Raw genomic sequence first — 25379 nt, 5'->3', positions numbered from 1 at the left:
CCCCTTTTTTGATTTCAATAGTTTAGCGTAGCAAATTCATTAAATAGCTTTTGTTGAGATAAAAGACATCTAAACTTCCGCCGTCATCCAGAATACTGTTGCTAATCTCCTTTTTATGTTGCTGTAAGGTCTGAATTTTATCTTCGACCGTGTTAGGGCTGATTAATCGGACTGCGGTGACCGTCTTTTGTTGCCCCATGCGATAGATCCTATCGATCGCCTGTTGTTCAACAGCAGGATTCCACCAGGGGTCTACCAGGTACACGACATCGGCTGCGGTAAGATTAAGTCCGGTACCACCGGCTTTTAGACTAACCAGAAAAACGGGGATATCCTTGTCGGATTGAAAATCACTAACCAATTTACCTCGATTTTTGGATTGGCCTGTGAGCATTAACGCGCGAATACCCTGTTTATCCAAAGCCTCTTTAATCAGGTTGAGCATACTGACAAACTGTGAAAACACGATCATTTTGTGCTGGTCTTTTTTATGCTGAATTTGCTCGATAAGCATTTCAATTTTGGCAGAGTCCGCAGCGCTAGTCAGATCCTCATTTTGGAGCAGTTTGCTTGAATTACATATCTGTCGCAATTTTGTTAGACCTTTTAGGACATGCATGGGGCTTTTCTTGATTTCATCGCCATCTTTGGCAGAGATAAAATCTCGAAACTCTTTTTCATAAAGATCATAAATTCGCCGTTGGGCAGTTTTCATCTCACAGTAAAGGACCAGTTCATTTTTTGTAGGAAGATCACGTAATACATCCTGTTTTGTTCTACGGAGAATGAAAGGCTTTATTTTCTCTTTCAGCATTTTTTTTCTCTTGCGGTCATGGAAAGCATCAATAGGAGTCGTATAGACATCTTTGAAATATTTTTTGCTTCCTAGTAGACCCGGCACAATAAAGGAAAGCTGGGCATAAAGATCCATCGTATTATTCTCGATAGGAGTTCCTGTTAAAATAATGCGATTTCTTGATTTTAATAAATTTACCGTTTTGTATCGCTGGGAATCCGGGTTTTTGATTTGCTGCGATTCGTCCAATATGACATAATTGAAGGTTATTTTTTTTAGCGTATTAATATCCGTCAGCAGGTTGTGATAAGAAACTAAAACAAGGTCATATTGTTCAAACTGCATCCCTTTTTCTATTCTATTTGGACCATCTAAAACCAACGTTTGGAAAGATGGAAGGAATTGCTGGATTTCATGCCGCCAATTAAAAATTAAGGTCGTGGGAAGTACAAGTAATGTTGGTGCAGATTGTCCCTTTGCTTTTTGAGTAGCCAGAAAGGCTAATATTTGGATCGTTTTGCCAAGTCCCATGTCATCGGCAAGACAGCCACCAAAATTAAGCCCATCCAAGAAATGCAGCCATTGTAGCCCTTGTTGCTGATAAGGGCGTAAGTTTCCGACAAAAGTTGGTGGTATCTGGACCTCGGATAGCGAAGAAAAATTAGCGAGCTGCTTTCTCAACGTGCTGAGCTCCGCCAACACGATAGGGTCTAGCTCCGCCTGATCAAATAGTTGATCGATTTCATTGAATTTGTATTTTGGAATTTCAATGAAATCATCAGCTATCGATTCTGCTGCATTAAAATAGGCTTCAAATTTATCGAGCCACTGTTGCGGTAAAATGCCCTGGGTGCCGTCATCCAAGGTGATGAATTGCGAGCGGTTCCGTACTGCCTTTTCAAGTTTTTTTAGGGAGACACTTTTGGGGCCAAATTTGACCTGTATATTGGCGTTGAACCAATTTTGTCCACTGAGGACCTCCACATGTATTTTTCCCTTAAAACGGCTTAATTTATTTCCACGTAACGTATTAAATCCGATGATCTGTATACCCTGATGTTGCCACTCCTCAAAAGCATCCAGAAACCAGTTACTGTCCAGAAAGTATTTGCGATGCAAATAAAAATGCTGAAAGCTTCCTTCATCCATTTGCTCCTGAAAATAGGGATGCTGCTTCAGTAACAGGGAAATAACTTTTGTTTCAGCTTCACGTTTCCGATCGACCAAAAATTGTGTACCCTTGCTGTCTGTACCAAATATATTCCGCTTACTTAAAATAGGAATTTCGACCTCACCATAACGCATGACAGGAATAAGGTTGACAAAATCTTCCGATTCTTCGAGAAACAAAAGTGGCTGCATGTCCTGATAATACAGATTTTCCTTCAACTGTGGCTTGCTTGCTTTGGGAATATCTTTAAAATTTAACTCCACGGAATGTGCTATCTGTTCCAAAAACAACCTGTTGAATTCTTCGAACTTACGCTGATGGATCAACAATTGCTCACCTTTGTTGCCAAACAAACGGATCAACTTGAGGTGAAACCTATTTTCAATCAGAAAAAGCTGATTTTTGATGAGAATGAAATGGTCCAAAAGAACGACTAAATCCTGTAAATTGTAGGCTATCGTATGAATATGAATTTCTCCTTGAATGGTATAAAACGCACCTTTTTTTGAAATAAAGAGCTTAATATCACCTTTGTTTAGGTTAAATTGAACAGTCGATAAGGTGGAGGCTGTTATATTGTCGGATTTTTCATAGTCATGCAGATAAAAATCGAGGTGTAATGGGTTTTTTGCAACCGCCTTCAGACTGGAGCTGATTTCGATATCCTGTTGTACAGCTTGAGAAAATTGGTAAACAGCGGTGTAAAATTGCATTTCCTCAATCGAGCTGCTTTGCCAGATACGTGACTGGCTCTCACTGGCGGAAATCGGGTTTTTAGGTAGGCCGGATTTCGTCATTGGAGCTTGGCACAGGAGTATTTGTAGATTTTTGTAATACCGGTTGCGCGTTAACACCACAAAATGCTGCTGCTTTTCGGCTGTCGTCTTGGCCTTTGGGGCAAGAGATTCCTCCACTAGATCAAAGTCATCAATGGAGGTTAGCTGTTTGTCTTTTAATAGAAACTCCAGCTTCCCTGCTTTGATCTGGGCTGAAAAATAGTTTTCTAAAGACGATTCCTTTTCCAGTCCATATTGTGCCGCAACCTTCTTGAGTAGATGCTGATAGCGGTTGTGATCAAAAAATGCCAGCCAATTCTCCTGTGTAAATAGTTTACCTAAAGCCGCCTTTTGATGACGGCAGAATCCTGTTTGTGGACAATTGCAAAAGACGGCTGTTGTGGGCAACGTATGGATGATCATCACTTCAAAATCGGTATAATTCTCCAGTACCTGAAAAGTTGCCTGATTGACCTCCATTTCCATCGCATTGACCTGAAAATGGGCCAGTGTCAGGTCCATCCAAGGAAAATAAGAATAACGGCTCACCTTGGTGAAATCGATATCGGTCAATGTATACTGATGGAAGTCCATAATGCTTGGTTAAAAATTAAAACTCATTCCGCCATAATAATTACGTAAAGGGGCAGGATTAAAATACCGTCCTCCAAAAGCATTGATATCGTTTCCAAGACTATATTTTTCATTGAGTAGATTGTCGGCCCCAACAAAAAATCTAATTTTATGCTGTGAACAGACAGATTTGCTCCAGGATAATTTGCCTTGTAAAAGATGATACCGTTTGGCATAAACAGTGTTTGCGTCATCCAGTGGTATTGCTGCTGTTAAATTGGAAAGAAGATCCAACTGGAATTCATCCGGGAAAAGTATATTCAACGAATTTACCCATACCGTTTTAGGAACCGCAGGAAGTTTATTGTTCTTATAGTTTTTGTCGCCTACCTGATAGGTTTTGAAACTGTAGTCATTGAGGGAAAAATTACTGGTCAGCTGTAGGCTACGGACCGTACCGGTTGTTTGAGGCCTGATCAAATACATGAATAGCGATGCTTCCAATCCCTTTTGGTTTATTTTACCCGCATTTTGAAAATATTCAGCACCATTATCCCGTACCTGTCGGATGATGGCATTGTTCATTTGATAAGTGTAGGCCGCTGCATCTAAAATAATCCGGCGATTCCACAAATGCCAACGAAGCCCAAATTCATGGTTTGTACCTGTTTCTGGTTTCAGCATCGTATTAATTGTATTGTCTGACGAACGGACTTCAGCAACAGTTGGTGCAGAGAAACCTTTAGAAATCGATGCTCTAAGTGCAAGCATTGGAGTGATCAAATAGGATAGTGCTGCTCGTGGCATCCATGTACTCCCGAAATCAATATTTTCTTTGTTTTCTTGTGCGACAGGATAACGTTGCTGGTAGCCAATTTTATTCTCATTTAATCCGAGCGACAGCTCTACCTGGAGACGCTCTAGCCATTCCAGTTGGGTGCGTGCAAAAAATGATTGCTGACTGTTTTCCAATTTGTCCTTGGCCTGAGGATCGGTAGCGACACCTTGGGCGTTGTCATAATTGTCAATAGCATACCAACCCTTTTGCGCTTCCAAGCCCAGTTGGACTTCATATTTTAAATCTTGGCTCAACAAATCCACATAAGATAAATACAGGCGCGTTCCTAAATTCTTTTCATCTCTTTTCTCGTAATTGGTGATGAAGGGATTTTTGATCTGATTGGATGAGCCAAATACACTGGCGAATAAGGTCATCTTAGAACTGAGATGCGTCTGGTTGCTCAGTCCACCAAAGAATGTTTTATCGTAGATTGCTGCTTTTTGTTCAGCAGCACCAGGATTTGGTCCGCCCTTAGGCCGGGCCTGCCTGCGGTCGCTCTCCATTTGTGCTGCGGTGAGCCCTCCCGGAGTTTGGTAACCGAGATCCGAATAGAAACCGGTGAATTTTAATTCGGATGTTTTTGCATATTGCCAATTGTAATTGAGTTGGATATTCTTTTTGTTTAAGGCTGAATTCTGGCGATAACCGTCACTTCTTGTCCAACTTTGATTGATAGCAAGTTGCTGAGTCTGGTTGATGGGTAATATTGCATTGAACTGTTCCTGGAAAAGACCGTAGGAGCCCCCCGTTAATTGGAGGTTGACTTCAGGTTTGTCAGATCGATCAAATCCTTTACTATAAAAGGAGAGTACACCGCCTGAATTGGCCCCATAGATCGATCCATCTGGACCTTTCAATACATTTATCTGCCCTATTGCGGATGGATCTATCAAGTTAAGGTAGGTGTTCCCGCCTGCGTCAGTAAAAGGAAAGTCGTCCAGATATATTTTGACATTGCGAACACCAAAAGGTGAACGGACCATACTCCCACGGAGTGCTAGCCGGTAACTCCCAGGGGAACGTTCTTCCATGCGTAAACCCGGCACCCTGTTCATTGCTGAAACAAAGGAGGGCGACTGCTGGGATTGGATCATTTGGCTGCTTAACACAGCCGCAGAAGATGTCAATCGCAATAGCGGTTGTTTATTGAAGTAGGCTTTAACTTCGACTTGTTCTAGCCGATTAGTCGTAGTATCCACTTCCTGCGCATATAATTTGCTACATAAACCAAGGGTAGCAAGTAGGTAATATCTTTTCATCGTTAAGGTTTGGTCGGCTTAGTCTGCAAATTCCTGACTGAAATAAATTTCAAAAATCTGCTTTTTCTTATTGTATTTTAGGCATTGAAAATTCGCATATACGGAGCTGGTCGGTACACAAAGACTGTTGGCCATGGCTTCTTTTGAGAATTTTTTGTTCAGACATCCCTGCTGCAAATCAAAGTTTTTGTTCGTCGAAATATCGGTCACATCAAAGGAATTGTCGTCAATCAGGTAATTTGAATTGTTTAATCGAATATAATCCTCTTGATCAATCAGTTCGGAAGCAACGAGATAATCGAGCGATCCAAAGCTGGATGAACAATCCAAATTTTGAAGGGTATTGACAACTTTTAACTCTTTATACAGTGTGTTGTATGTATTGCTTTTATGATCGAATAAGGTGATCTCGATGGGATGATTACCTTTGTTGTATACCGTATACCCAAGGTCACCGGGGCCATTTTCGAAGATATTCCCTTTCGCGATCGCTAAAACAGCCAAGTTAGGATGCCCAAGAAAATAATCTTTCTGGTCTGCACTTAGTGTTGTCGTTAACTTCTGGTGCAGTTTATCGAAGAGGCCGGCGTCGTTCATTTTCATTAACTGCTGCGCTTGTTCCTTTATTCTGTCTGCAAAACGCGGGCTATCGTAGCTCGAAGTATCCGATGGGAGTGGTGGTGATGCAGGAGGGACTACCTGTTCTTTCTTTTGTTCGTCATTTTTCGTTGTTTTTGACGTCTTTGTCTGATGACAGGAAACAAGAGCTGATAATAATACAATGTATAGAAAAAAGGTTTTTAAATTCATGATGAAATATCGTCAATGCCAATTCAGTCACTCTTCGTGAATAGAAAGAGCAACAACATCGGCTAATTTAGTTATTTTATGGCAAACAAAGCTGTCGCAATCTGGAATTAGAAAGCTTCATTCAGCCCCAAAAAGAAACCACGGGAACCATATTTTCCAAAGGCATAGTCCAGACATAGATTTGTGCGTGTTGCTTTGTTAAAGAGTACCCGTAATCCGGCACCACCCCCAGGTTGCCACCTTTCAAAAAGTTTGGTGCCCAGTTCGTCGCTGGCAGTCTGTAGGTTAAAAAAAGCAGCTCCGCTCAAAAAGCGATTCTTTAAAATTGGGAAGCGGTATTCTGTTTCGGCATAACCGAAAGAAATTCCTTTGAAATAACCAATGGTGTAACCGCGGCCGCTTCTGACGGCTACGTCTCTTCCCGTTCCGGGGAGATCAAAATAGGGGAGTGTACCACCGAGTTTATAGGAGCCCCAATACCAGAAGGCAAGTACATGAGCCGGGTCGGACTGAGATAAACTAAAGTATTTTCGAAAGTCGGTGGTAAGCTGTACAGCACTTTTGCTACTGCCCAACAGCGTTGTGTTCCATCGCACACCGATATCCGAATAGATACCCTTGTAAGGCCTATTGGGGTTGTCTCTTGTCATGTATTGCATATTGAGCAATAGTCCATTGGAATTATAACTGTCGGGCTCGAAGCCATGTTTTTCGGTGTAGATGGTATTGGGAGTAATGTTGCCATTGGGGCCGCTGCTGGTTATTTTTCGTCGTAAGTCAAACGCCAATCCGGCTCCAACAAATAGTCCGTCGGCGATTCGTTTATAGACTTTTTCATTAAATGTAAACGCGTTATATTTTGCTCCGTATTTCTTATGGTCGGGGTTGGCAAGGATCTCTTCATCGGCATTGTTCCATTTTCCATGGGGAGTCATGCCCAAACCCGCATCTAAAGCGACCATTTTGACAAGTGCAAAAGCGCCCTGAAAATTTAGTTTATTGTTGGGGGTAAAGATATTATGGCTAATATAGAAGACCATGATGTTTTTTGTGGTGATTGAGGCGGATGTCGCTGCGATCGACATGGTCGTTGTTTTGGGGTCACCCAATACTTTCCCCGCGACAGCCTTGATTCCGATCTGACCACCAATGGTTGGGTTGTAGGCAATGTTGGGCATTAAGGTGATGGGAGAGCGTTTACTCGCATGTTCCTTTTTTCGTTTGGGATGGATTATTCTTCCGATTAGATCCGATATATCGTATTGACTGGCCAAGGCCGAGTCACGCTGATGTTTGTACTGTGCAAGAGAGTCTGTTTTTGCATCGGTTTGGGCAGCGAGCAGCGTAGGGATTGAAATTAAAAGTATTCCTAAAAAAGCATGTCGGAAGAAATCGTTAAAACGTAAAAGTTGATGCATACATTCGGGTCTATCTTAAAACTAAACGTCAAAAAAAATAAAATGTTTTCTCAAGTACTCGGAGCCTGTCTTTTTTTGATCTCTGAACAAATGCAAATGTGGTATTGTGTTGAAGAAGTTTATTTTTCTTGCGAAGCAGGAGAATTAAACTTGCAAATCACAGCAAATTTATCTTAGTTTGATTATTTAAACTAGGATATGATAGGACGCACTATATTTAATTATGGATTGACTTTGCTTTTATTGACAGGGGTAGCTCATGCGCAAGAACTGTATACCCCAAGAAATATTCAGCAAGCGATCGAGAAGGGAACCCGTACCAAAACGGGTCTACCAGGGAAAAACTATTGGCAGAATTTTGGTAAGTATGATGTGCGGGTGCAATTGGATCCGGCTACAAAGATGGTGAGTGGAACAGAGACTATTCTGTACACAAACAATAGTCCCGATACATTGAAACGCTTGGCTATCCGATTTGTGAACAATGTGCACAAACCTAATGCGGTACGTGCTGCATACGCTTCGGACGACTACCTGACTTCGGGCCTAAAGATTAAATCGTTTAAACTGAATGGTCAAGTTTACGACGTAAACAGCAAGGACTGGGGAACGGTGAAGTTAGGTGATTTTGGGCAGAAAATCCTTCCGGGAAGGACTGCAACATTGGACATTAGCTGGGAATATCCGTTATCTGTCGAAAGCGACCGTGAAGGGCTGTTGAATGCTTCCACCTTTTATTGTGCTTACGCTTATCCGCGTGTGTCTGTATACGACGATTATAATGGTTGGGATCTTCTGGAACATAATGGCCGACAAGAATTCTACAATGGTTTCAACGATTATCAATTTGAGATATCTGTTCCGAAGAACTTTGTTGTTTGGGCGACAGGTGAATTGACAAATGCGGCTGATGTACTGCAGAAACCTATTCTGGACCGTTTCGAAAAATCAAAAGTCAGCGATACGCCAATACATATCGCGACAGATGCCGAAATGAAAGCGGGGAAAGTGACAACACAAGAAGCCTGGAATAAGTGGAAATTTAAAGCAACCTATGTGCCTGATTTTTGTTTCAGTGTGAGTGATAATTATATCTGGGATGGCGGGAGTGTAGATTTGGGAAGTAAGCGCGTGAGTGTGCAGTCAAGCTATGTCGCTGGAACAGCAGATTTTGAACAATACATTGGTTGGCAGCAATATTGCATTGACTGGTTTTCTAAAAATTGGCCTGGTGTCACCTATCCGTACCCAACAATGACAGCCGTTCAGGGGTTTGCAGATATGGAATATCCGATGATGATTAACGATTCGAGTGTCCCAGATAATCTCGTGGATGCACGGCAAACAGCAGACCATGAAATTGCACATACCTATTTCCCTTTTTACATGGGTATCAATGAGACGCGATACGGTTATATGGATGAAGGCTGGGCTACTGCATTGGAATTCTGGATTGGAAATGCGGAGATTGGTGCCGAAAAAAATAAAGAACTTTTCAAAGATGCCCGTGTAAAGCGCTATATCTTTGACCCCTCTACCGAAGAAGACCAACCCTTGATTACCATGACCTCTCAGTTGAGTGGTTTAGGGTACGGCAACAATGCCTACATCAAGGCCGCATTGTCTTATATTGCGTTACGGGATTACCTGGGTGATGAACTGTTTAAAAAAGCACTACACCATTACATGGAGCTATGGCATGGAAAACATCCGACGCCTTGGGACTTCTTTTATAGCATCAATGCTGGAGCTGGGCAGAATTTAAACTGGTATTGGAAAAATTGGTATTTCACCAATAATTACATTGACCTTAAGGTGAATGGTTTTAAACAGCTTGCTGGTAAAAATACACTGACGATCACCAATATCGGGGGATTTGCAATTCCGTTTGATGTGTTGATTACCTATACGGATGGATCGGTGGAGACAAAACATCAAACTCCGTCAATTTGGCAACACAATGAAAAACAGGTAATCCTGACTTGGACTTCGACTAAAAAGGTGAAAAATATTACCTTGGACGGTGGCATTTTTATGGATTACACAGCCAAGGACAACAGCTGGGACGTTATTAAATAACCCGATCGATCGTGTCAGCCTTTATGTTTGAAAAGGTTGACACGATTGGTGACTGAATGCTGTTGAAGTCTGCCTACAACTAGGTGTCCATTCCTGTAAGCCTTACCCTGGGGCTGTAAGATTACAGCTGATCGATGCATCGAAATGTCAGATTAATTCGTGCACTGAACACCTTTTTTGTCGGTGGAAGCCGATGCAACCAATACGTTTGTGTAAGACCTTTCATCACCAATAAACTTCCATGGCCCAAGATGATGTCTATTTTTTCTTTGCTCGTTTTATGTTTAAAGGCAAACTTTCGTTCAGCACCAAAGCTTAAAGAAGCAATTGCTCCATTTTTTTTGAGGTCTTTTTCACCGTCACTGTGCCAGGCCATTCCTTCGTCGCCATTGTGATAAAGATTCAACAGGCAGGAATTATACGTCTCCTGTGTTTGTTGTTCGGCAATCTTTTTCAGTTCAAGAAGTTCCTTTGTCCAGGGAAGCGCCCTTTTAGTGGTGTTGGAATAGCTATATTCGAAAGCCTGGTCGCCATACCAAGCCACTTTTCGTTTGGTGACGATTTCGTTTCCAAAAATAATGGCACGGTCATTTACCCATTCGATCGAGTCCATGAGTCTATCAAAATAGTGGTTTGCTTCCTGTGGAGGTAGTATTTTACCATAATAATTGACAGTCCCATCGTAAGGGAGTAGATTTCTATTGCCATCGAAGAGATTGTCGAAAAGTTCCATGTTATCGTATTGTGTGTGTTTACTAAATAGCCGTATGCAAAGTCTCCCATCCGATCATCGCTGTTTTCCGCATTGGATCCCATCGGTAACCACCAAATATACCGCTGTTTTGTATAACACGATGACAGGGGATAAGGTAAGCTATCGGATTGCTTCCAACAGCTGTGCCGACAGCACGGGAAGCCTTGGGGTTTCCGATTTGAGAAGCGATAGCACCGTAAGTGCTTAAGTTACCCATAGGGATTTTTAATAAAGCTTCCCAGACTTTCAATTGAAAATCAGTGCCTTTTAAATGTAATTTTACCTGACGGATATCTTTATCTTGGGGATTTAATGCGCTGAGTGCATTCTCATGCATGCTGTTCCCCTGTTGTAGGTATGTTGCGTTCGGAAATCGTTGCTGAAGAGCGTCAAAAGCTGTTATGTTATCATCCGCGTAGGCAATATGACAAATACCTTTTGAGGTGGATGCAATTAGCATTGTGCCGAATAAGCTCTGATAATACGCGTAGGAAATCAATAAATTGGAGCCTTCATTTTTATATTCAGCGGGAGTCATCCCCTCAATGTTGATAAATAGTTCATGAAGTCTACTGCTGCTGGAAAGGCCAAGCTGGAATGTTGTTTCAGCAATGTTATTTTCCTTGAGCAATGATTTTGCATAATTTATACTTACGTACTGTAAGAATTTCTTGGGACTTGTACCTGCCCATGCGGTAAACATGCGTTGAAAATGAGCTTCACTCATGTAAACATGAGAAGCGATCTGACCCAATGTAGGTTGAGACTTAAAGTTTTCCTGTAAGAAATGTATGGCCTTGGCGATACGTTGAAAATCTACTTCTTGTTGAATAGTCATGATTGTTCATTTAATTTATACAAAGTTGCTAATAAGAAGAAGTCTTTAAAATCCGATTTATGCTAAATTACATGTTGGATGAAGGAGATTTGTCCGAATGACCTAAGGATTTATCTGGTGCGACCAGATCACGGATCAGTTGTTTGAGTTCTTTTATTTCGGGGAATCGACCGGCTCTTTTTCGATCGAATATCTCCTTATCCGCTACCCGTACTGTATAACGGCCTGCAATTTCGCTGGGGACCAGCATCACTCCATGGATCTCATCGGTGAACGAACTCAGTACCTCCTGCGCCATATAGGCGGCGCGCAGCATCCAATTGCATTTTGGACAATATTCAATTTCAATAACAGGTTTTGTTGCCATGAGTTAAGTTCAAGTACGTTGTTTTGTTTCAAACAAATTTATCAATCCTAGCGCTGCAATCCTAACGCTTTTTGTCATGGAAATTTCGAGATTATTTCCGACTCAGCGGAGTACTGTATACAACAAGCCCATTCCATTGGCCTTTTTCTCGGTTAATGGAATGGGCTGGTATTGTTGGATATTCCTGATAGGTATGCTGGAGGCTTAACCGATTTTCAAAGAGGTCATGGTCAGTGATCCAGCCACTGAATTGTCGTTGAAGAGAAACAACTCATCATTTTTCTCCTGTAAACCCAAGGTATAGATTAAAGGGAGGTAATGTTCAGGAGTTGGAATTGCCAAGTCGAACTCTTTGCCCTGTTTTCTGAAATCTATGAGCGCCTGATGATTACCATTCTGAATAAATTTCTTCATTTTTTCATTGGCTATAGTAGCCCACTCATACGCATAGCCTGCCGTATCGAGTTTGTCCCAGGCGACCATCCGTAAGTTGTGCACCATATTGCCGCTACCGATAATGAGTACCCCCTTTTTTCTTAGCGCGTTTAATTGCTGTGCAATTTCATAATGGTATGCTGCAGATTGTGTGTAATCGATGCTCATTTGAATAATAGGCACGTCTGCATCAGGGTATAGATGTTTGACGACAGACCATGATCCATGGTCCAGCCCCCATTTGTCGTCGAGATGAACCTCTGTTTTGCTGACGATATGCTGTGTTTCTAAAGCGAGCGCCGGGCTGCCTGGAGCTGGGTATTGGACATCAAATAATGCCTGAGGAAAACCGCCAAAGTCATGAATGGTGGCGGGATGCTCCATCGCTGTGACAAATGTTCCACGTGTTTCCCAGTGTGCCGAGACAACAAGAATCGCCTTCGGTTTTTCGAAAGTTTGGCCAATTTTTTTGAATCCCCGGACAAATTCGTTGTCCTCTATGGCGTTCATGGGACTTCCATGTCCTAAAAATAAGACCGGAAATTTGTCCGTTGCCTCCAGTTCCTCGGAAAATTTATATAAAGAGTTTGCTTTATGAGCTACTCCAGCTAATGGTAATGTTGCCATAATTTTAATAAAATCCTTTCTACGCATTTGATATGATGTGGCTGCGTCAATTTTTATTACAAAGGTAGGGGATGGGCTTAGCTAGGCGGTATCATTATCCTGTCAATCTGTTGTACTATTCGGAAATCTGTTATACGCTATTCGGAAATAAGTTTTTGGATTTCATTTCTAAATTCCGAAGGCGTCATGCCTGCTTTCTTTTTGAAGACATTGGTAAAGTAGGCTTTATCTTGGTAACCGAGTTCAAAACCAATTTCCGAGATCGTTTTAGTCGTTGTCAACAGGAGGTTTTTTGCTTCAATAAGTTTCCGTGTTTCGATAATCTCAGAAACGCTTTGTTGTAATATGCTCTGACAAATTAAATTTAGGTTTCGTGTCGACATAAAAAGCTTCTCCGCGTAAAAATTAACGCCTTCAGGACGGCGGTAGTTCTCTTCCAGTATAGATAGAAAGCTTGTGAACGTTGTACTCTGATTTTTCAATTGCTGTTGGCTGTCTGGAAATTGCCTTTTTCGTTCAGATTCAATCATAGTAAAGATGGTGCTCAATAGCTGCTTGATAACCGCATAATCTACGCTAGTTTGTAAGCATTCCTGTTGCATTAGCTCACACAAGACTATCAATCTCCCGAAGCAGTTGGGGCTGGCGAAGGTCAATGTCGCATTTTCATGAAAGTGGGCGTAGAGCTGGAAAGTCGTTTCGGGGATAAATTCACTTTTAAATCGAATGACCCAAAATTCAATGTTATTATTATGCAAAAGAGGTTTGACGCGGTGGGTTTTGCCCTGAGTGACAAAACTTATAAATGGAGCGGTGTAGGTTTTTGTTTTAAAATCGATAAAATGTTCGAGCTTTCCTGCCACACCAATAATCAATTCCTCGAAATCATGTTGATGTATTTCGTTTTTGGATTGTTGTATGCGCAGTGCCTCATCGGCGTCAACTTTGTAAATTTTGAAAAGTCCGTTCAAAATAAGGAAGATTTTAATTTGCTATTTACGAATATACGGTTTCAGTTACATATTGTTTGTCAAAGACCATTTGGCTTTTCATATTGCTATTTTCGCTTGTTTCAGCGGCAGTTTTGACAAAAGGGGAGGTCTGTTGTTACCCCGCTTAGGCTCAAATTGTATACTGATTTGTAATTAACAGCATTATAACACCGTTTTAACAGGGGGTTAATAGAGGTTATACCCCCGCTAACCCCCTGTTAACCCCCTGTAATACCCCTGTAATACCCCTATTAATTATTAACAAAAGTTGAACGAAATTAGTAATAGATCCATTGCGAAGCCTGCCTCCATACGCTATATGATGACCTGGGGTTCTCCGAAGGCCCAATCTTGCGGCTGGATCAGCCATTTCAGCCTTCCGATCACCTGTTTTACAAAAAGAATCTCGCACCGTTACAGGCAGTTAAGGATAAAATGAAAATAATAAGAACAAAAGGCTTGGAAGTTTGTTAGTAAACTCCCTATCTTTGCACCACTCCGCAAGGGAGGGACGGTTACCTCGAAAGAGGGAATCCTGAAAAAAGAAGGGTTTAACGAGAGTTAAACGCGGAAATCGAAAAAAGAGAAAAGAAAAAAAAACTTCAAAAAGTTTTTGGAAGTTCAGAAAAGATTTCTACCTTTGCAGTCCCAACGGAAACGAAGGGAAAAACAAAACGATAAAGAGGGGCGCAATGCCTATCGGAATAAAGCGGATACGGAAGTTGAAGCGGCAAAAGTTCTTTAAGAAAACACAATCATGTAAGCGTGACGAGTAGACAAACGAAAGTCATGAACAAATTCAAGTAATTCGTTCAATTCGATCCAAGATCAGAGATATAAAAAAAGAATTCTGATTATGTAAATAGTTGGAATCAAAAACTTCATTTTACAATGGAGAGTTTGATCCTGGCTCAGGATGAACGCTAGCGGCAGGCCTAATACATGCAAGTCGGACGGGATCCGTCGGAGAGCTTGCTCGAAGACGGTGAGAGTGGCGCACGGGTGCGTAACGCGTGAGCAACCTACCTCTATCAGGGGGATAGCCTCTCGAAAGAGAGATTAACACCGCATAACATATCTGACCGGCATCGGTTAGCTATTAAATATTTATAGGATAGAGATGGGCTCGCGTGACATTAGCTAGTTGGTAGGGTAACGGCTTACCAAGGCGACGATGTCTAGGGGCTCTGAGAGGAGAATCCCCCACACTGGTACTGAGACACGGACCAGACTCCTACGGGAGGCAGCAGTAAGGAATATTGGTCAATGGGCGGAAGCCTGAACCAGCCATGCCGCGTGCAGGATGACTGCCCTATGGGTTGTAAACTGCTTTTGTCCAGGAATAAACCTCTTTACGAGTAGAGAGCTGAATGTACTGGAAGAATAAGGATCGGCTAACTCCGTGCCAGCAGCCGCGGTAATACGGAGGATCCGAGCGTTATCCGGATTTATTGGGTTTAAAGGGTGCGTAGGCGGCCTATTAAGTCAGGGGTGAAATACGGTGGCTCAACCATCGCAGTGCCTTTGATACTGATGGGCTTGAATCCATTTGAAGTGGGCGGAATAAGACAAGTAGCGGTGAAATGCATAGATATGTCTTAGAACTCCGATTGCGAAGGCAGCTCACTAAGCTGGTATTGACGCTGATGCACGAAAGCGTGGGGATCGAACAGGATTAGATACCCTGGTAGTCCACGCCCTAAACGATGATAACTCGATGTTGGCGATAGACAGCCAGCGTCCCAGCGAAAGCGTTAAGTTATCCACCTGGGGAGTACGCCCGCAAGGGTGAAACTCAAAGGAATTGACGGGGGCCCGCACAAGCGGAGGAGCATGTGGTTTAATTCGATGATACGCGAGGAACCTTACCCGGGCTTGAAAGTTAGTGAAGAGTGCAGAGACGCACTCGTCCTTCGGGACACGAAACTAGGTGCTGCATGGCTGTCGTCAGCTCGTGCCGTGAGGTGTTGGGTTAAGTCCCGCAACGAGCGCAACCCCTATGTTTAGTTGCCAGCATGTAATGGTGGGGACTCTAAACAGACTGCCTGTGCAAACAGAGAGGAAGGTGGGGACGACGTCAAGTCATCATGGCCCTTACGTCCGGGGCTACACACGTGCTACAATGGATGGTACAGCGGGCAGCTACATAGCAATATGATGCTAATCTCTAAAAGCCATTCACAGTTCGGATTGGGGTCTGCAACTCGACCCCATGAAGTTGGATTCGCTAGTAATCGCGTATCAGCAATGACGCGGTGAATACGTTCCCGGGCCTTGTACACACCGCCCGTCAAGCCATGAAAGTTGGGGGTACCTAAAGCATGTTACCGAAAGGAGCGTGTTAGGGTAAAACCGATAATTGGGGCTAAGTCGTAACAAGGTAGCCGTACCGGAAGGTGCGGCTGGAATACCTCCTTTCTAGAGTATCGAAGATCGGTGCTCGTCACGTTACATATGATTGCAGGAAGAAAAAACATCAGAAGAAAGTGCCCGCCCCTAAGGGAGCAGGACCGAGAGAAAGAGATGAACAAGATAAGCTAGTCCCGTAGCTCAGTTGGTTAGAGCACTACACTGATAATGTAGGGGTCAGCAGTTCAAATCTGCTCGGGACTACGAAAACGAATGGGGAATTAGCTCAGCTGGCTAGAGCACCTGCCTTGCACGCAGGGGGTCAACGGTTCGAATCCGTTATTCTCCACATCTCCGGTGAAGTATATAAAGATATACTTCAGGATACCGGAAAAAGAGTTCTTTGACATATTGAAAGAGAAAAAAAATTACAAGAGAAGACAACAGTATAGAGACAATACGTGTATGTGTCTGAAGTAAGGGAGAGACCCTCGGTGAATGCCGGACGATCCCGAACCTAGCATATGTGTATATATATCAAAAGCAGCCGCATAGTAGCAAAAGGCTATGCCGGTGAAGAAAGTAAATAAGGGCACACGGGGGATGCCTAGGCTCTCAGAGGCGAAGAAGGACGTGATAAGCTGCGATAAGCTTTGGGGATTGGCAAATGCGACTTGATCCAGAGATTTCCGAATGGGGCAACCTGACTATTTGAAGAATAGTCGTATAAAACGCGAACGCGCTGAACTGAAACATCTAAGTAGGCGTAGGAGAAGAAAATAACAATGATTTCCCAAGTAGTGGCGAGCGAACGGGAAAGAGCCCAAACCGATCATGTTACGGCATGGTCGGGGTTGTAGGACCACGACATTGTACAGCGCTATGAACTGGAAGCAGGTGGGAAACTGCGCAATAAGGGTGAGAGCCCCGTACAGGTAAAGAATGTTGACATAGTGGTATCCTGAGTACCGCGGGACCGGAGAAATCCTGTGGGAATCCACCAGCACCATCTGGTAAGGCTAAATACTCCTGAGAGACCGATAGTGAACCAGTACCGTGAGGGAAAGGTGAAAAGAACCCCGAACAGGGGAGTGAAAAGAACCTGAAACCGTGTGCTTACAAGCGGTTGGAGCAGGCAGGTCCTGTGACAGCGTGCCTTTTGCATAATGAGCCTACGAGTTACTCTTGTCTGGCAAGGTTAAGTCCTTCAGGGACGCAGCCGAAGCGAAAGCGAGTCTTAATAGGGCGCATAGTCAGATGAGGTAGACGCGAAACCTTGTGATCTACCCTTGGGCAGGTTGAAGTTGCAGTAACATGTAATGGAGGACCGAACCGATAAACGTTGAAAAGTTTCCGGATGACCTGAGGGTAGGGGTGAAAGGCCAATCAAACTGGGAAATAGCTCGTACTCCCCGAAATGTTTTTAGGAACAGCGTCGGCGTAGAGTTTGATAGAGGTAGAGCTACCGATTGGGTGCGGGGGAGTCAAATCCTACCAAATCCAGACGAACTCCGAATGCTATCAAATATAGCCGGCAGTGAGGCTTTGGGTGCTAAGGTCCAAGGCCGAGAGGGAAAGAACCCAGACCATCAGCTAAGGTCCCCAAATTCGTTCTAAGTTGAACTAACGAGGTCCGGTTGCCCAGACAGCTAGGATGTTGGCTTGGAAGCAGCCATTCATTTAAAGAGTGCGTAACAGCTCACTAGTCGAGCGGCCGGGCGTGGATAATAAACGGGCATCAAGAACGGTACCGAAGCTATGGATTTGCATTGAAAGATATGCATCTGGTAGGGGAGCATTCCATCGCCGGGGAAGCAGTTTGGCAATGAACTGTGGAGGTTATGGAAAAGCAAATGTAGGCATAAGTAACGATAAGGCGGGTGAGAAACCCGCCCACCGAAAGACCAAGGTTTCCTGATCAACGTTAATCGGATCAGGGTCAGTCGGGACCTAAGGCGCACCCGAAGGGGGCAAGCCGATGGACAACTGGTTAATATTCCAGTACTCTTCATAACTGCGATGTGGTGACGGAGTAGTGACACTGCCGCGAACTGACGGAATAGTTCGTTGAAAGGCGTAGGTATAGGGACGGTAGGCAAATCCGCCGACCCTGCTGAAACCCAATAGTACAGCAAAGCTCCGGTGGCGCTGATAGAGCAGGTAAACAGACTTCCAAGAAAACCCGCTAAGCTTCAGGTTATGAAGACCCGTACCGCAAACCGACACAGGTGGTCGAGGAGAGAATCCTAAGGTGCTCGAGTGAGTCATGGCTAAGGAACTCGGCAAAATGGCCCTGTAACTTCGGGAGAAGGGGCGCTGTCTCGTAAGAGCAGCCGCAGTGAAAAGGCCCAGGCGACTGTTTAACAAAAACATATGGCTTTGCAAAATCGCAAGATGAAGTATAAGGCCTGACACCTGCCCGGTGCTGGAAGGTTAAGAGGGGATGTCATCGCAAGAGAAGCATTGAATCGAAGCCCCAGTAAACGGCGGCCGTAACTATAACGGTCCTAAGGTAGCGAAATTCCTTGTCGGGTAAGTTCCGACCTGCACGAATGGTGTAACGATCTGGGCGCTGTCTCAGCCATGAGCTCGGTGAAATTGTGGTATCGGTGAAGACGCCGATTACCCGCAACGGGACGGAAAGACCCCATGCACCTTCACTATAGCTTAACATTGAGATTGGGTACAGGATGTGTAGGATAGGCGGGAGATGTTGAAGTGGCTTCGCCAGGAGTCATGGAATCAACCTTGAAATACCGCCCTTTCTGTATTCGGTTTCTAACTCGGCAATGCCGAGGACATTGTTTGGTGGGTAGTTTGACTGGGGTGGTCGCCTCCAAAAAGGTAACGGAGGCTTTCAAAGGTAAGCTCAGTACGCTTGGTAACCGTACGTGGAGTGCAATGGCATAAGCTTGCTTGACTGTGAGACCGACAAGTCGAACAGGGTCGAAAGACGGACATAGTGATCCGGTGGTTCTGTATGGAAGGGCCATCGCTCAAAGGATAAAAGGTACGCTGGGGATAACAGGCTGATCTCCCCCAAGAGCTCATATCGACGGGGAGGTTTGGCACCTCGATGTCGGCTCGTCACATCCTGGGGCTGGAGAAGGTCCCAAGGGTTGGGCTGTTCGCCCATTAAAGTGGCACGCGAGCTGGGTTCAGAACGTCGCGAGACAGTTCGGTCCCTATCTGTTGTGGGCGTTGGAAGTTTGAGTGGATCTGACCTTAGTACGAGAGGACCGGGTTGGACAGACCTCTGGTGAACCTGTTATGCCGCCAGGTGTACGGCAGGGTAGCTACGTCTGGAATAGATAAGCGCTGAAAGCATCTAAGTGCGAAACTAGCCACGAGATGAGACTTCCTTATAGGGTCGTAGAAGATGACTACGTTGATAGGCCATAGGTGTAAAGGTTGAGAGACCAAAGCCAAGTGGTACTAATAGCCCGAAGCTTTCTCAAGCAGACAGACACTGTTGTCTTCCTCTTTAATTTTTAAGAAACAAACAGGAAACGTAACTCTTTCAATAGCTATGTCAGTTGGCATGAATCACATGATAAGAATATCATAGATCATCCAATAAAGATTTTTAGGTGCCTATATCGGCGGTGTCTACCTCTTCCCATTCCGAACAGAGCAGTCAAGCCCGCCAGAGCCGATGGTATTGCCGTAACAGGTGGGAGAGTAGGTCGGTGCCTTTTTTTACACGGAAGCCCTTGCTGGAAACAGTCAAGGGCTTCTTTCGTTTAAGTACTTCCGTATTTCCATGTACAGGCTATTGCATATCCTCCGCCTAGTGGTTATCGCAGCACAGGACCGTCGGTGAGCCTGCTCCATCGGAAGCTGTTCCGCAACCGCCGCTAGCCTGCAACATTATTATTGGACAATCGTTTGCATTCCATAATCTCTTTTTTACTTCGATTTACTATTGTATTATTGTTAAGTTAATTTAATGCATTATAAATCATACGCATGAAGATATCTTTTTGGAGCACAAAAGCACAAGTCAGTTTACTGATGGGATTGGCTTCTCCTTTTATTTTTCAACCCACTCGAGTTGACGCTAAAGTAAGTACGATCAAATATTATAGTACAATAGGTCGCGATCAAGGCAACCGTATTATCACGATTCAGAAAATTAATCCGACAACAGTCGAGATAGTATACGATAATGGTCAACGTCTGACTTTAGATTTCTACGGTAATCATATTTTTAGGATGTTCCAGGATGTTCATGGCGGTATTATCCGTGATCCCGAAGCAAAACCCGAAGCAAAAATATTGGTAGAGCAACCTCGGAAAACGGTCACTGGGCTTGAGGTAAAGGATGAAGGTAATAAGGTCAGCATCTCCACTAACGATATTCTTTTTTCAATGGATAAACAGACTTCTCAGTTTAGTATCCTCAATCGGAAAAGCAATAAAATTGTCGTTGAAAGCTTAAAGCCAATTGTTTTCGAAGAGAAACAAGTAAGCGTTGAATTGAAGGAAAATGCGGATGAATACTTTTTTGGTGGCGGCGTTCAAAACGGGCGTTTTTCACATAAGGGAAAAGTGATTGCAATCGAAAATCAGAACAGCTGGACCGATGGTGGTGTTGCCTCTCCAAGCCCTTATTACTGGTCAACCAAAGGGTATGGTTTTATGTGGCATACCTTTAAGAAGGGAAGTTATACCTTTGGAGCCAAAACCCCTGGGACAGTAAAATTGGCGCATGATACAGATTATCTAGATGTCTTTTTTATGATTAATGACGGGATAGTACCTTTGCTCAACGATTTCTATCAATTGACGGGCAACCCAATTCTTCTACCGAAATTTGGTTTGTATGAGGGGCATCTTAATGCCTATAACCGCGATTTTTGGAAAGAAGATGAAAAGGGAATTCTATTTGAAGACGGCAAACGCTATAAAGAAAGTCAAAAGGACAATGGCGGAATCAAAGAATCGCTGAACGGTGAGAAAAACAATTATCAGTTTTCGGCCCGCGCTGTAATAGACCGGTATAAAGCACATGATATGCCTTTGGGCTGGATTCTTCCAAATGATGGCTATGGTGCTGGCTATGGCCAAACGGAATCTTTAGATGGAAATATCCAAAATTTGAAAGAGTTTGGTGATTATGCACGTAAGAATGGAGTAGAAATCGGTTTATGGACACAGTCTGATCTCCATCCGAAAGATAGTATAAGTGCATTACTGCAACGTGATATTGTAAAAGAGGTTCGGGATGCGGGTGTACGAGTCCTAAAAACGGATGTGGCCTGGGTTGGTCCAGGATACTCCTTTGGTCTCAATGGGGTCGCCGATGTGGGACATACTATACCTTACTATGGTAACAACGCTCGTCCATTTATTATTTCATTGGATGGTTGGGCAGGCACACAGCGCTATGCCGGTATCTGGTCGGGCGACCAGACTGGAGGCGTATGGGAGTATATTCGATTCCATATACCAACATATATTGGCTCGGGACTTTCAGGTCAGCCCAATATTACCTCCGATATGGACGGGATCTTTGGTGGTAAAAATTTTAAGGTCAATATTCGTGATTTTCAATGGAAGACCTGGACACCAATGGAACTCAATATGGATGGCTGGGGATCGAACGAGAAATACCCACATGCTTTGGGGGAGCCAGCTACTTCTATCAATCGTCTGTATCTGAAATTGAAATCTCAGTTGGTTCCCTATAGCTATAGTGTTGCGAAACAAGCAGTAGATGGACTGCCCATCATTCGTGCTATGTTTTTAGAGCAAGCAAATAGTTATACGCTTGGAAAAGCAACGCAATACCAGTACCTCTATGGTCCAAATTTCCTTGTAGCACCGATTTACCAAGAAACACATGTGGATGAGAAGGGAAATGATATGCGCAATGGTATCTACCTGCCGGATGGTGAATGGATTGATTATTTTACGGGTGAAAAATACAAGGGAGGGCGTATTATCAATAACTTTAATGTGCCTATTTGGAAGCTGCCCGTTTTCGTGAAAAATGGAGCCATTATTCCGGTGACCAATCCAAATAATAATGTGCTGGAAATCAAAAAAGATCAACGTATTTATGAAGTATATCCTTATGGGAACTCCAGTTTCCTGGAATATGATGATGATGGAGAGACAGAGGCTTATCGTTATGGTAAGGGCGCAAATACATCCATAACTTCACAGTTAAACAACAATAAAGTTGTTTTTGCGATTGCTCCAACGCAAGGCGAATTTGACGGCTTTGAGAAAATGAAGTCTACGGAAATTCGTTTCAACGTTAGCAAAGCACCGAAGAAATTGACGGTAAAGGTCAATGGGAAAAATAGCAAACTTAAAGAAGTGAATAGCATAGATGCGTTTAATACTTCTGAAAATGTATATTTCTACGACGCACAACCAAACCTGAATCAGTTTGCAACCAAGGGATCTGAATTTGAAAAAGTACCTTTGGTGAAAAATCCGATGTTGCTGGTACGACTAGCCAAACAGGATGTCTCATCGACCGCAATAGAAGTACAATTGGAGGGTTTCGAATTTGCTCCTGTTGACAACTATCTGGCTCAGACTGGTGCTTTGACTTCGCCCAAAGCTATTATCACAGATCAACATACACAAGCATATACCTTAACGCCAACCTGGGAAAAGGTTGCAAATGCTGATTATTATGAAATTGAATTCAATAATCTGATCTATTCGACCATCAAAGACAGTCAATTGCTATTCGAAGGATTGGCCGCGGAAACGGATTACCAGTTTAAAATTAGAGCTGTCAATAAATCTGGTGTTTCAGATTGGAGTACATTTGCCGCAAAGACAAAGGCAAACCCGTTGGAATTTGCCATTGAAGGAATCAAAGCAGAGACTTCTGTGGATAACCAAGGCGGAAATGGTATCAATAAATTGTTCAATTATGATGAGGGGGATATGTGGCATACAAAATGGGGACAGACTGCGGTTCCGTTTGATATGACCTTAGATCTAAAATCCGTTAATCAATTGGATAAGTTTGAGTATCTTCCAAGAACCGATGGCGGAAATGGCATCATTTTAAAAGGAAAAGTATTCTATAGCAACGATAAGGACACCTGGACGGAAGCTGGTAGTTTTGACTGGAAACGTGATGGCGAAATGAAACGTTTTGATTTTGGAACCCATCCGGTGGCTCGATTTATCAAAATTTCAGTTTCTGAAGCTGTTGGAGGTTTCGGTTCAGGAAGAGAATTATATGTGTTTAAAGTACCAGGATCGTCAAGCTACTTACCGGGCGATATTAATAATGACCGATTGATCGATCATAATGACTTGACTTCCTATATTAACTATACGGGATTGCGACTGGGAGATGGAGATTTCGAAGGTTATGTCAGCAATGGCGATGTCAATAAAAATAATCTGATTGACGCTTATGATATTTCCAATGTTGCTGTTGTCATAGAAGGTGGTGCAAAACCAAATAAAGAAGAAAAGGTCAGTGGTAAATTAAAATTGATTCCCTCAAAAACGACCTTAAAATCGGGAGATATTGTGGAGATCAGTGTTAGTGGAGAGAATCTTAAAGCTGTCAATGCACTTAGTTTTGCTCTTCCTTACAATCAGGGTGATTTTGAATATGTCGGTATTGAGTCCGTACATTTAAAAGAGATGAACAATTATAGCAACGATCGTCTTCACACCAATGGAAGTAAGGCTCTGTATGCTACTTTTGTTAATCTGGGCAACAAGGAGACTTTGAATGGCTCTGAAGTTTTATTTAAGATCAAATTGAAAGCAAAACGTAATGTCAACTTCAATCTGAAAGCAATAGATGGGATTTTGGTTGATAAAAAGCTGAATTCCGTTACTTTCTAAAATATAAATAGCCTTAACAAAAAGGGGAGCCTCATTGGACTGCCCCCAAAAGATTGGACAAATTTAGTTAATTAGATTTGTAATAATGAGCTCGATATTCTGTCGGGCTCATTCCATTTAAATTTAGTTTTATCCGTTGATTATTGTAATAGGATATATAATCTTCTATTTCGCTTTTTAACTTCTCTGTTGATTCATATTGTTTTAGATAGAACAGCTCTGATTTTAAAGTTCCAAAGAAATTTTCAATTACAGCATTATCAAGGCAATTTCCTTTTCTGGACATGCTTTGAGTGATTCCGTTTTCTTTGAGCCACTGTTGATACTTCTGCATTTGATATTGCCATCCCTGATCTGAATGTAAAATCAACTGTGAGGATACTTTTGCAAAAGGAAGTGATTTTTTCAACATGTCCATTACCGCCTTGAACACCGGTCTGTCAGTAAGCTCATAACTGATAATTTCCTGATTGAACAGATCAATGATCGGGGTAAGGTAGAGCTTTCTTCCCCTGACTTTGAACTCTGTAACATCAGTAGCCCATTTTTGGGCTGGGCTGTCAGCCTTGAATTCCCTGTTAAGGATATTGGGAGCTATCTTGCCCAGGTCACCCCGGTAGGACCGGTATTTTTTCACCCTGATCAGGCTCTTCAGCTTCATTTCTCCCATCAGCCTAAGCACGGTCTTATGGTTGATACCCTCTCCATGTCGTCTGAGCATCAGTACGATACGGCGATAGCCAAAGCGCCCCTTATGGTCATGGTATATCCTGCTGATCAGGTTCCTTACCCGTTCATACCTGTCCGGTTGTCCTGATTTCCCGGAGTAATAATAAAAAGTACTCCTTGCCATTTTAACACAGCTCAACATGGTATCCAGGTCGAATTGATGCCTTAGCTCCATTATGGCTTGCGCTTGTTTTCTTCTTGAGCTAAGGCTTGGAGCTTTTTTAGCAAAGCATTTTCCGCCCGTAAATACTCTTTCTCCTGCAAAAGTTCCTCTTCACGCGTGAGTGGTTTATTCGTTTTCCTGACCTTTCGCTTGATCTGTTGGTTTGATTTCTTAGTCATAGGTTGTCTTCCTTTAGCCCGCGGCTCCAATCCTGCCGGACCAAACTCATCCAGTCTTTTCTGCCAGTTGATAATGTGGTCATCCGAGGAAAGGTCGAAGCGCACGCGAGCCTCTTTCAAAGATAAACTTTCTTCACGGATTGCGTTAAGGACTGACAACTTAAAAGACGGGCTAAAGATCCTTTTCCCTTTTCTGGGAAGAAGTCCTGCAGATCCATGATACTTATATATCCTATACCAGGTATCAAGTAACGAATAGGCGATTCCTAATTCTCTGCCAAGAGATTTTGCAGAGCGATAATGCTCATCCATCTGTTTAACACAGCTCAGCTTAAATTCAAAGCTGTGCTTCTTTTTCTTATTCATAAAAAATGCCCCCAGAAAGTG

Annotated in this window: 13 protein-coding genes, 2 tRNA genes and 3 rRNA genes; 8 read left to right on the top strand and 10 right to left on the bottom strand. The window is 43.1% G+C overall.

From position 1 onward, the window contains the following. Positions 1-22: 22 nt before the first annotated feature. From CBM24_RS22020 to CBM24_RS22005, 4 genes are all read right to left on the bottom strand, one after another. Positions 23-3337, bottom strand: a complete 3315-nt coding sequence (locus CBM24_RS22020) for a DEAD/DEAH box helicase (RefSeq protein WP_088162752.1) — start codon at positions 3335-3337, stop codon at positions 23-25. Between the two features lie 9 nt (positions 3338-3346). Then, the gene (locus tag CBM24_RS22015) at positions 3347-5416 is read right to left on the bottom strand and encodes a TonB-dependent receptor (protein WP_088162751.1); all 2070 of its coding nucleotides are present in this window, start codon (positions 5414-5416) and stop codon (positions 3347-3349) included. Between the two features lie 18 nt (positions 5417-5434). After that, positions 5435-6226, bottom strand: a complete 792-nt coding sequence (locus CBM24_RS22010) for a hypothetical protein (protein ID WP_088162750.1) — start codon at positions 6224-6226, stop codon at positions 5435-5437. Between the two features lie 107 nt (positions 6227-6333). After that, positions 6334-7644 carry a BamA/TamA family outer membrane protein gene (locus CBM24_RS22005; RefSeq protein ID WP_088162749.1) on the bottom strand — a complete coding sequence of 437 codons (1311 nt, stop codon included), beginning with the start codon at positions 7642-7644 and terminating at the stop codon, positions 6334-6336. A gap of 198 nt (positions 7645-7842) precedes the next feature. Here CBM24_RS22005 and CBM24_RS22000 point away from each other — a divergent pair, with 198 nt between their 5' ends. After that, positions 7843-9723 (top strand): M1 family metallopeptidase, encoded by a 1881-nt coding sequence (locus CBM24_RS22000; RefSeq protein WP_088162748.1) that lies wholly within the window; start codon positions 7843-7845, stop codon positions 9721-9723. A gap of 121 nt (positions 9724-9844) precedes the next feature. On the opposite strand, the gene CBM24_RS21995 is transcribed toward CBM24_RS22000, so the two are convergent. From CBM24_RS21995 to CBM24_RS21975, 5 genes are all read right to left on the bottom strand, one after another. Next, the gene (locus CBM24_RS21995; protein WP_075993961.1) at positions 9845-10456 is read right to left on the bottom strand and encodes an alpha-ketoglutarate-dependent dioxygenase AlkB family protein; all 612 of its coding nucleotides are present in this window, start codon (positions 10454-10456) and stop codon (positions 9845-9847) included. Positions 10457-10478: 22 nt separating this feature from the next. Further along, positions 10479-11315: a methylated-DNA--[protein]-cysteine S-methyltransferase gene (locus tag CBM24_RS21990; protein ID WP_167512264.1), complete on the bottom strand. Its 837-nt coding sequence runs from the start codon at positions 11313-11315 to the stop codon at positions 10479-10481. Between the two features lie 67 nt (positions 11316-11382). Then, a complete protein-coding gene (locus CBM24_RS21985) occupies positions 11383-11682 on the bottom strand; it encodes a SelT/SelW/SelH family protein (protein WP_075993960.1) in 300 nt (99 codons plus the stop codon). 204 nt (positions 11683-11886) lie between these two features. Further along, positions 11887-12744, bottom strand: a complete 858-nt coding sequence (gene ygiD, locus CBM24_RS21980; RefSeq protein WP_198385980.1) for a 4,5-DOPA dioxygenase extradiol — start codon at positions 12742-12744, stop codon at positions 11887-11889. A 137-nt stretch (positions 12745-12881) separates the two neighbouring features. After that, a complete protein-coding gene (locus CBM24_RS21975; RefSeq protein ID WP_088162746.1) occupies positions 12882-13715 on the bottom strand; it encodes a helix-turn-helix transcriptional regulator in 834 nt (277 codons plus the stop codon). 634 nt (positions 13716-14349) lie between these two features. Between CBM24_RS21975 and CBM24_RS27960 the strand changes: the two genes are divergently transcribed. The 7 genes from CBM24_RS27960 (at position 14350) to CBM24_RS21945 (ending at position 23921) form a co-directional block, all read left to right on the top strand. Then, positions 14350-14481 carry a hypothetical protein gene (locus CBM24_RS27960; RefSeq protein ID WP_262507971.1) on the top strand — a complete coding sequence of 44 codons (132 nt, stop codon included), beginning with the start codon at positions 14350-14352 and terminating at the stop codon, positions 14479-14481. A 143-nt stretch (positions 14482-14624) separates the two neighbouring features. Then, a 16S ribosomal RNA gene (locus CBM24_RS21970) occupies positions 14625-16154 on the top strand. Between the two features lie 121 nt (positions 16155-16275). After that, positions 16276-16349: transfer RNA gene (locus tag CBM24_RS21965), tRNA-Ile, on the top strand. An 11-nt stretch (positions 16350-16360) separates the two neighbouring features. After that, positions 16361-16434 (top strand) — tRNA-Ala (locus CBM24_RS21960). Between the two features lie 227 nt (positions 16435-16661). Further along, positions 16662-19543, top strand: a 23S ribosomal RNA gene (locus CBM24_RS21955). A 128-nt stretch (positions 19544-19671) separates the two neighbouring features. Further along, positions 19672-19783, top strand: a 5S ribosomal RNA gene (rrf, locus tag CBM24_RS21950). Together the 16S, 23S and 5S rRNA genes with 2 tRNA genes alongside form the textbook arrangement of a ribosomal RNA operon. 271 nt (positions 19784-20054) lie before the next feature. Then, positions 20055-23921 (top strand): TIM-barrel domain-containing protein, encoded by a 3867-nt coding sequence (locus CBM24_RS21945; RefSeq protein ID WP_088162745.1) that lies wholly within the window; start codon positions 20055-20057, stop codon positions 23919-23921. 67 nt (positions 23922-23988) lie between these two features. Here CBM24_RS21945 and CBM24_RS28145 read toward each other — a convergent pair. Beyond that, a protein-coding gene (locus tag CBM24_RS28145; protein WP_410528349.1) for an IS3 family transposase occupies positions 23989-25358 on the bottom strand; the annotation gives its coding sequence in 2 pieces (ribosomal slippage) (positions 23989-24863 and positions 24863-25358; 1371 coding nt in all). Between the last annotated feature and the right edge of the window lie 21 nt (positions 25359-25379).

The sequence above is a fragment of the Sphingobacterium sp. G1-14 genome (assembly GCF_002196555.1).
Taxonomy (GTDB): domain Bacteria; phylum Bacteroidota; class Bacteroidia; order Sphingobacteriales; family Sphingobacteriaceae; genus Sphingobacterium; species Sphingobacterium siyangense.
This window is presented reverse-complemented; position numbering and strand designations above follow the sequence as displayed.

Bases quoted from the DNA above. Each gene is read 5' to 3' on its own strand.
- CBM24_RS21945 (WP_088162745.1), top strand. From the start codon at position 20,055: ATGAAGATATCTTTTTGGAGCACAAAAGCACAAGTCAGTTTACTGATG.
- CBM24_RS22020 (WP_088162752.1), bottom strand. From the start codon at position 3,337: ATGGACTTCCATCAGTATACATTGACCGATATCGATTTCACCAAGGTG.
- CBM24_RS21985 (WP_075993960.1), bottom strand. From the start codon at position 11,682: ATGGCAACAAAACCTGTTATTGAAATTGAATATTGTCCAAAATGCAAT.
- CBM24_RS22005 (WP_088162749.1), bottom strand. From the start codon at position 7,644: ATGCATCAACTTTTACGTTTTAACGATTTCTTCCGACATGCTTTTTTA.
- CBM24_RS21995 (WP_075993961.1), bottom strand. From the start codon at position 10,456: ATGGAACTTTTCGACAATCTCTTCGATGGCAATAGAAATCTACTCCCT.
- CBM24_RS22010 (WP_088162750.1), bottom strand. From the start codon at position 6,226: ATGAATTTAAAAACCTTTTTTCTATACATTGTATTATTATCAGCTCTT.
- CBM24_RS21990 (WP_167512264.1), bottom strand. From the start codon at position 11,315: ATGACTATTCAACAAGAAGTAGATTTTCAACGTATCGCCAAGGCCATA.
- CBM24_RS22015 (WP_088162751.1), bottom strand. From the start codon at position 5,416: ATGAAAAGATATTACCTACTTGCTACCCTTGGTTTATGTAGCAAATTA.
- ygiD (WP_198385980.1), bottom strand. From the start codon at position 12,744: ATGGCAACATTACCATTAGCTGGAGTAGCTCATAAAGCAAACTCTTTA.
- CBM24_RS22000 (WP_088162748.1), top strand. From the start codon at position 7,843: ATGATAGGACGCACTATATTTAATTATGGATTGACTTTGCTTTTATTG.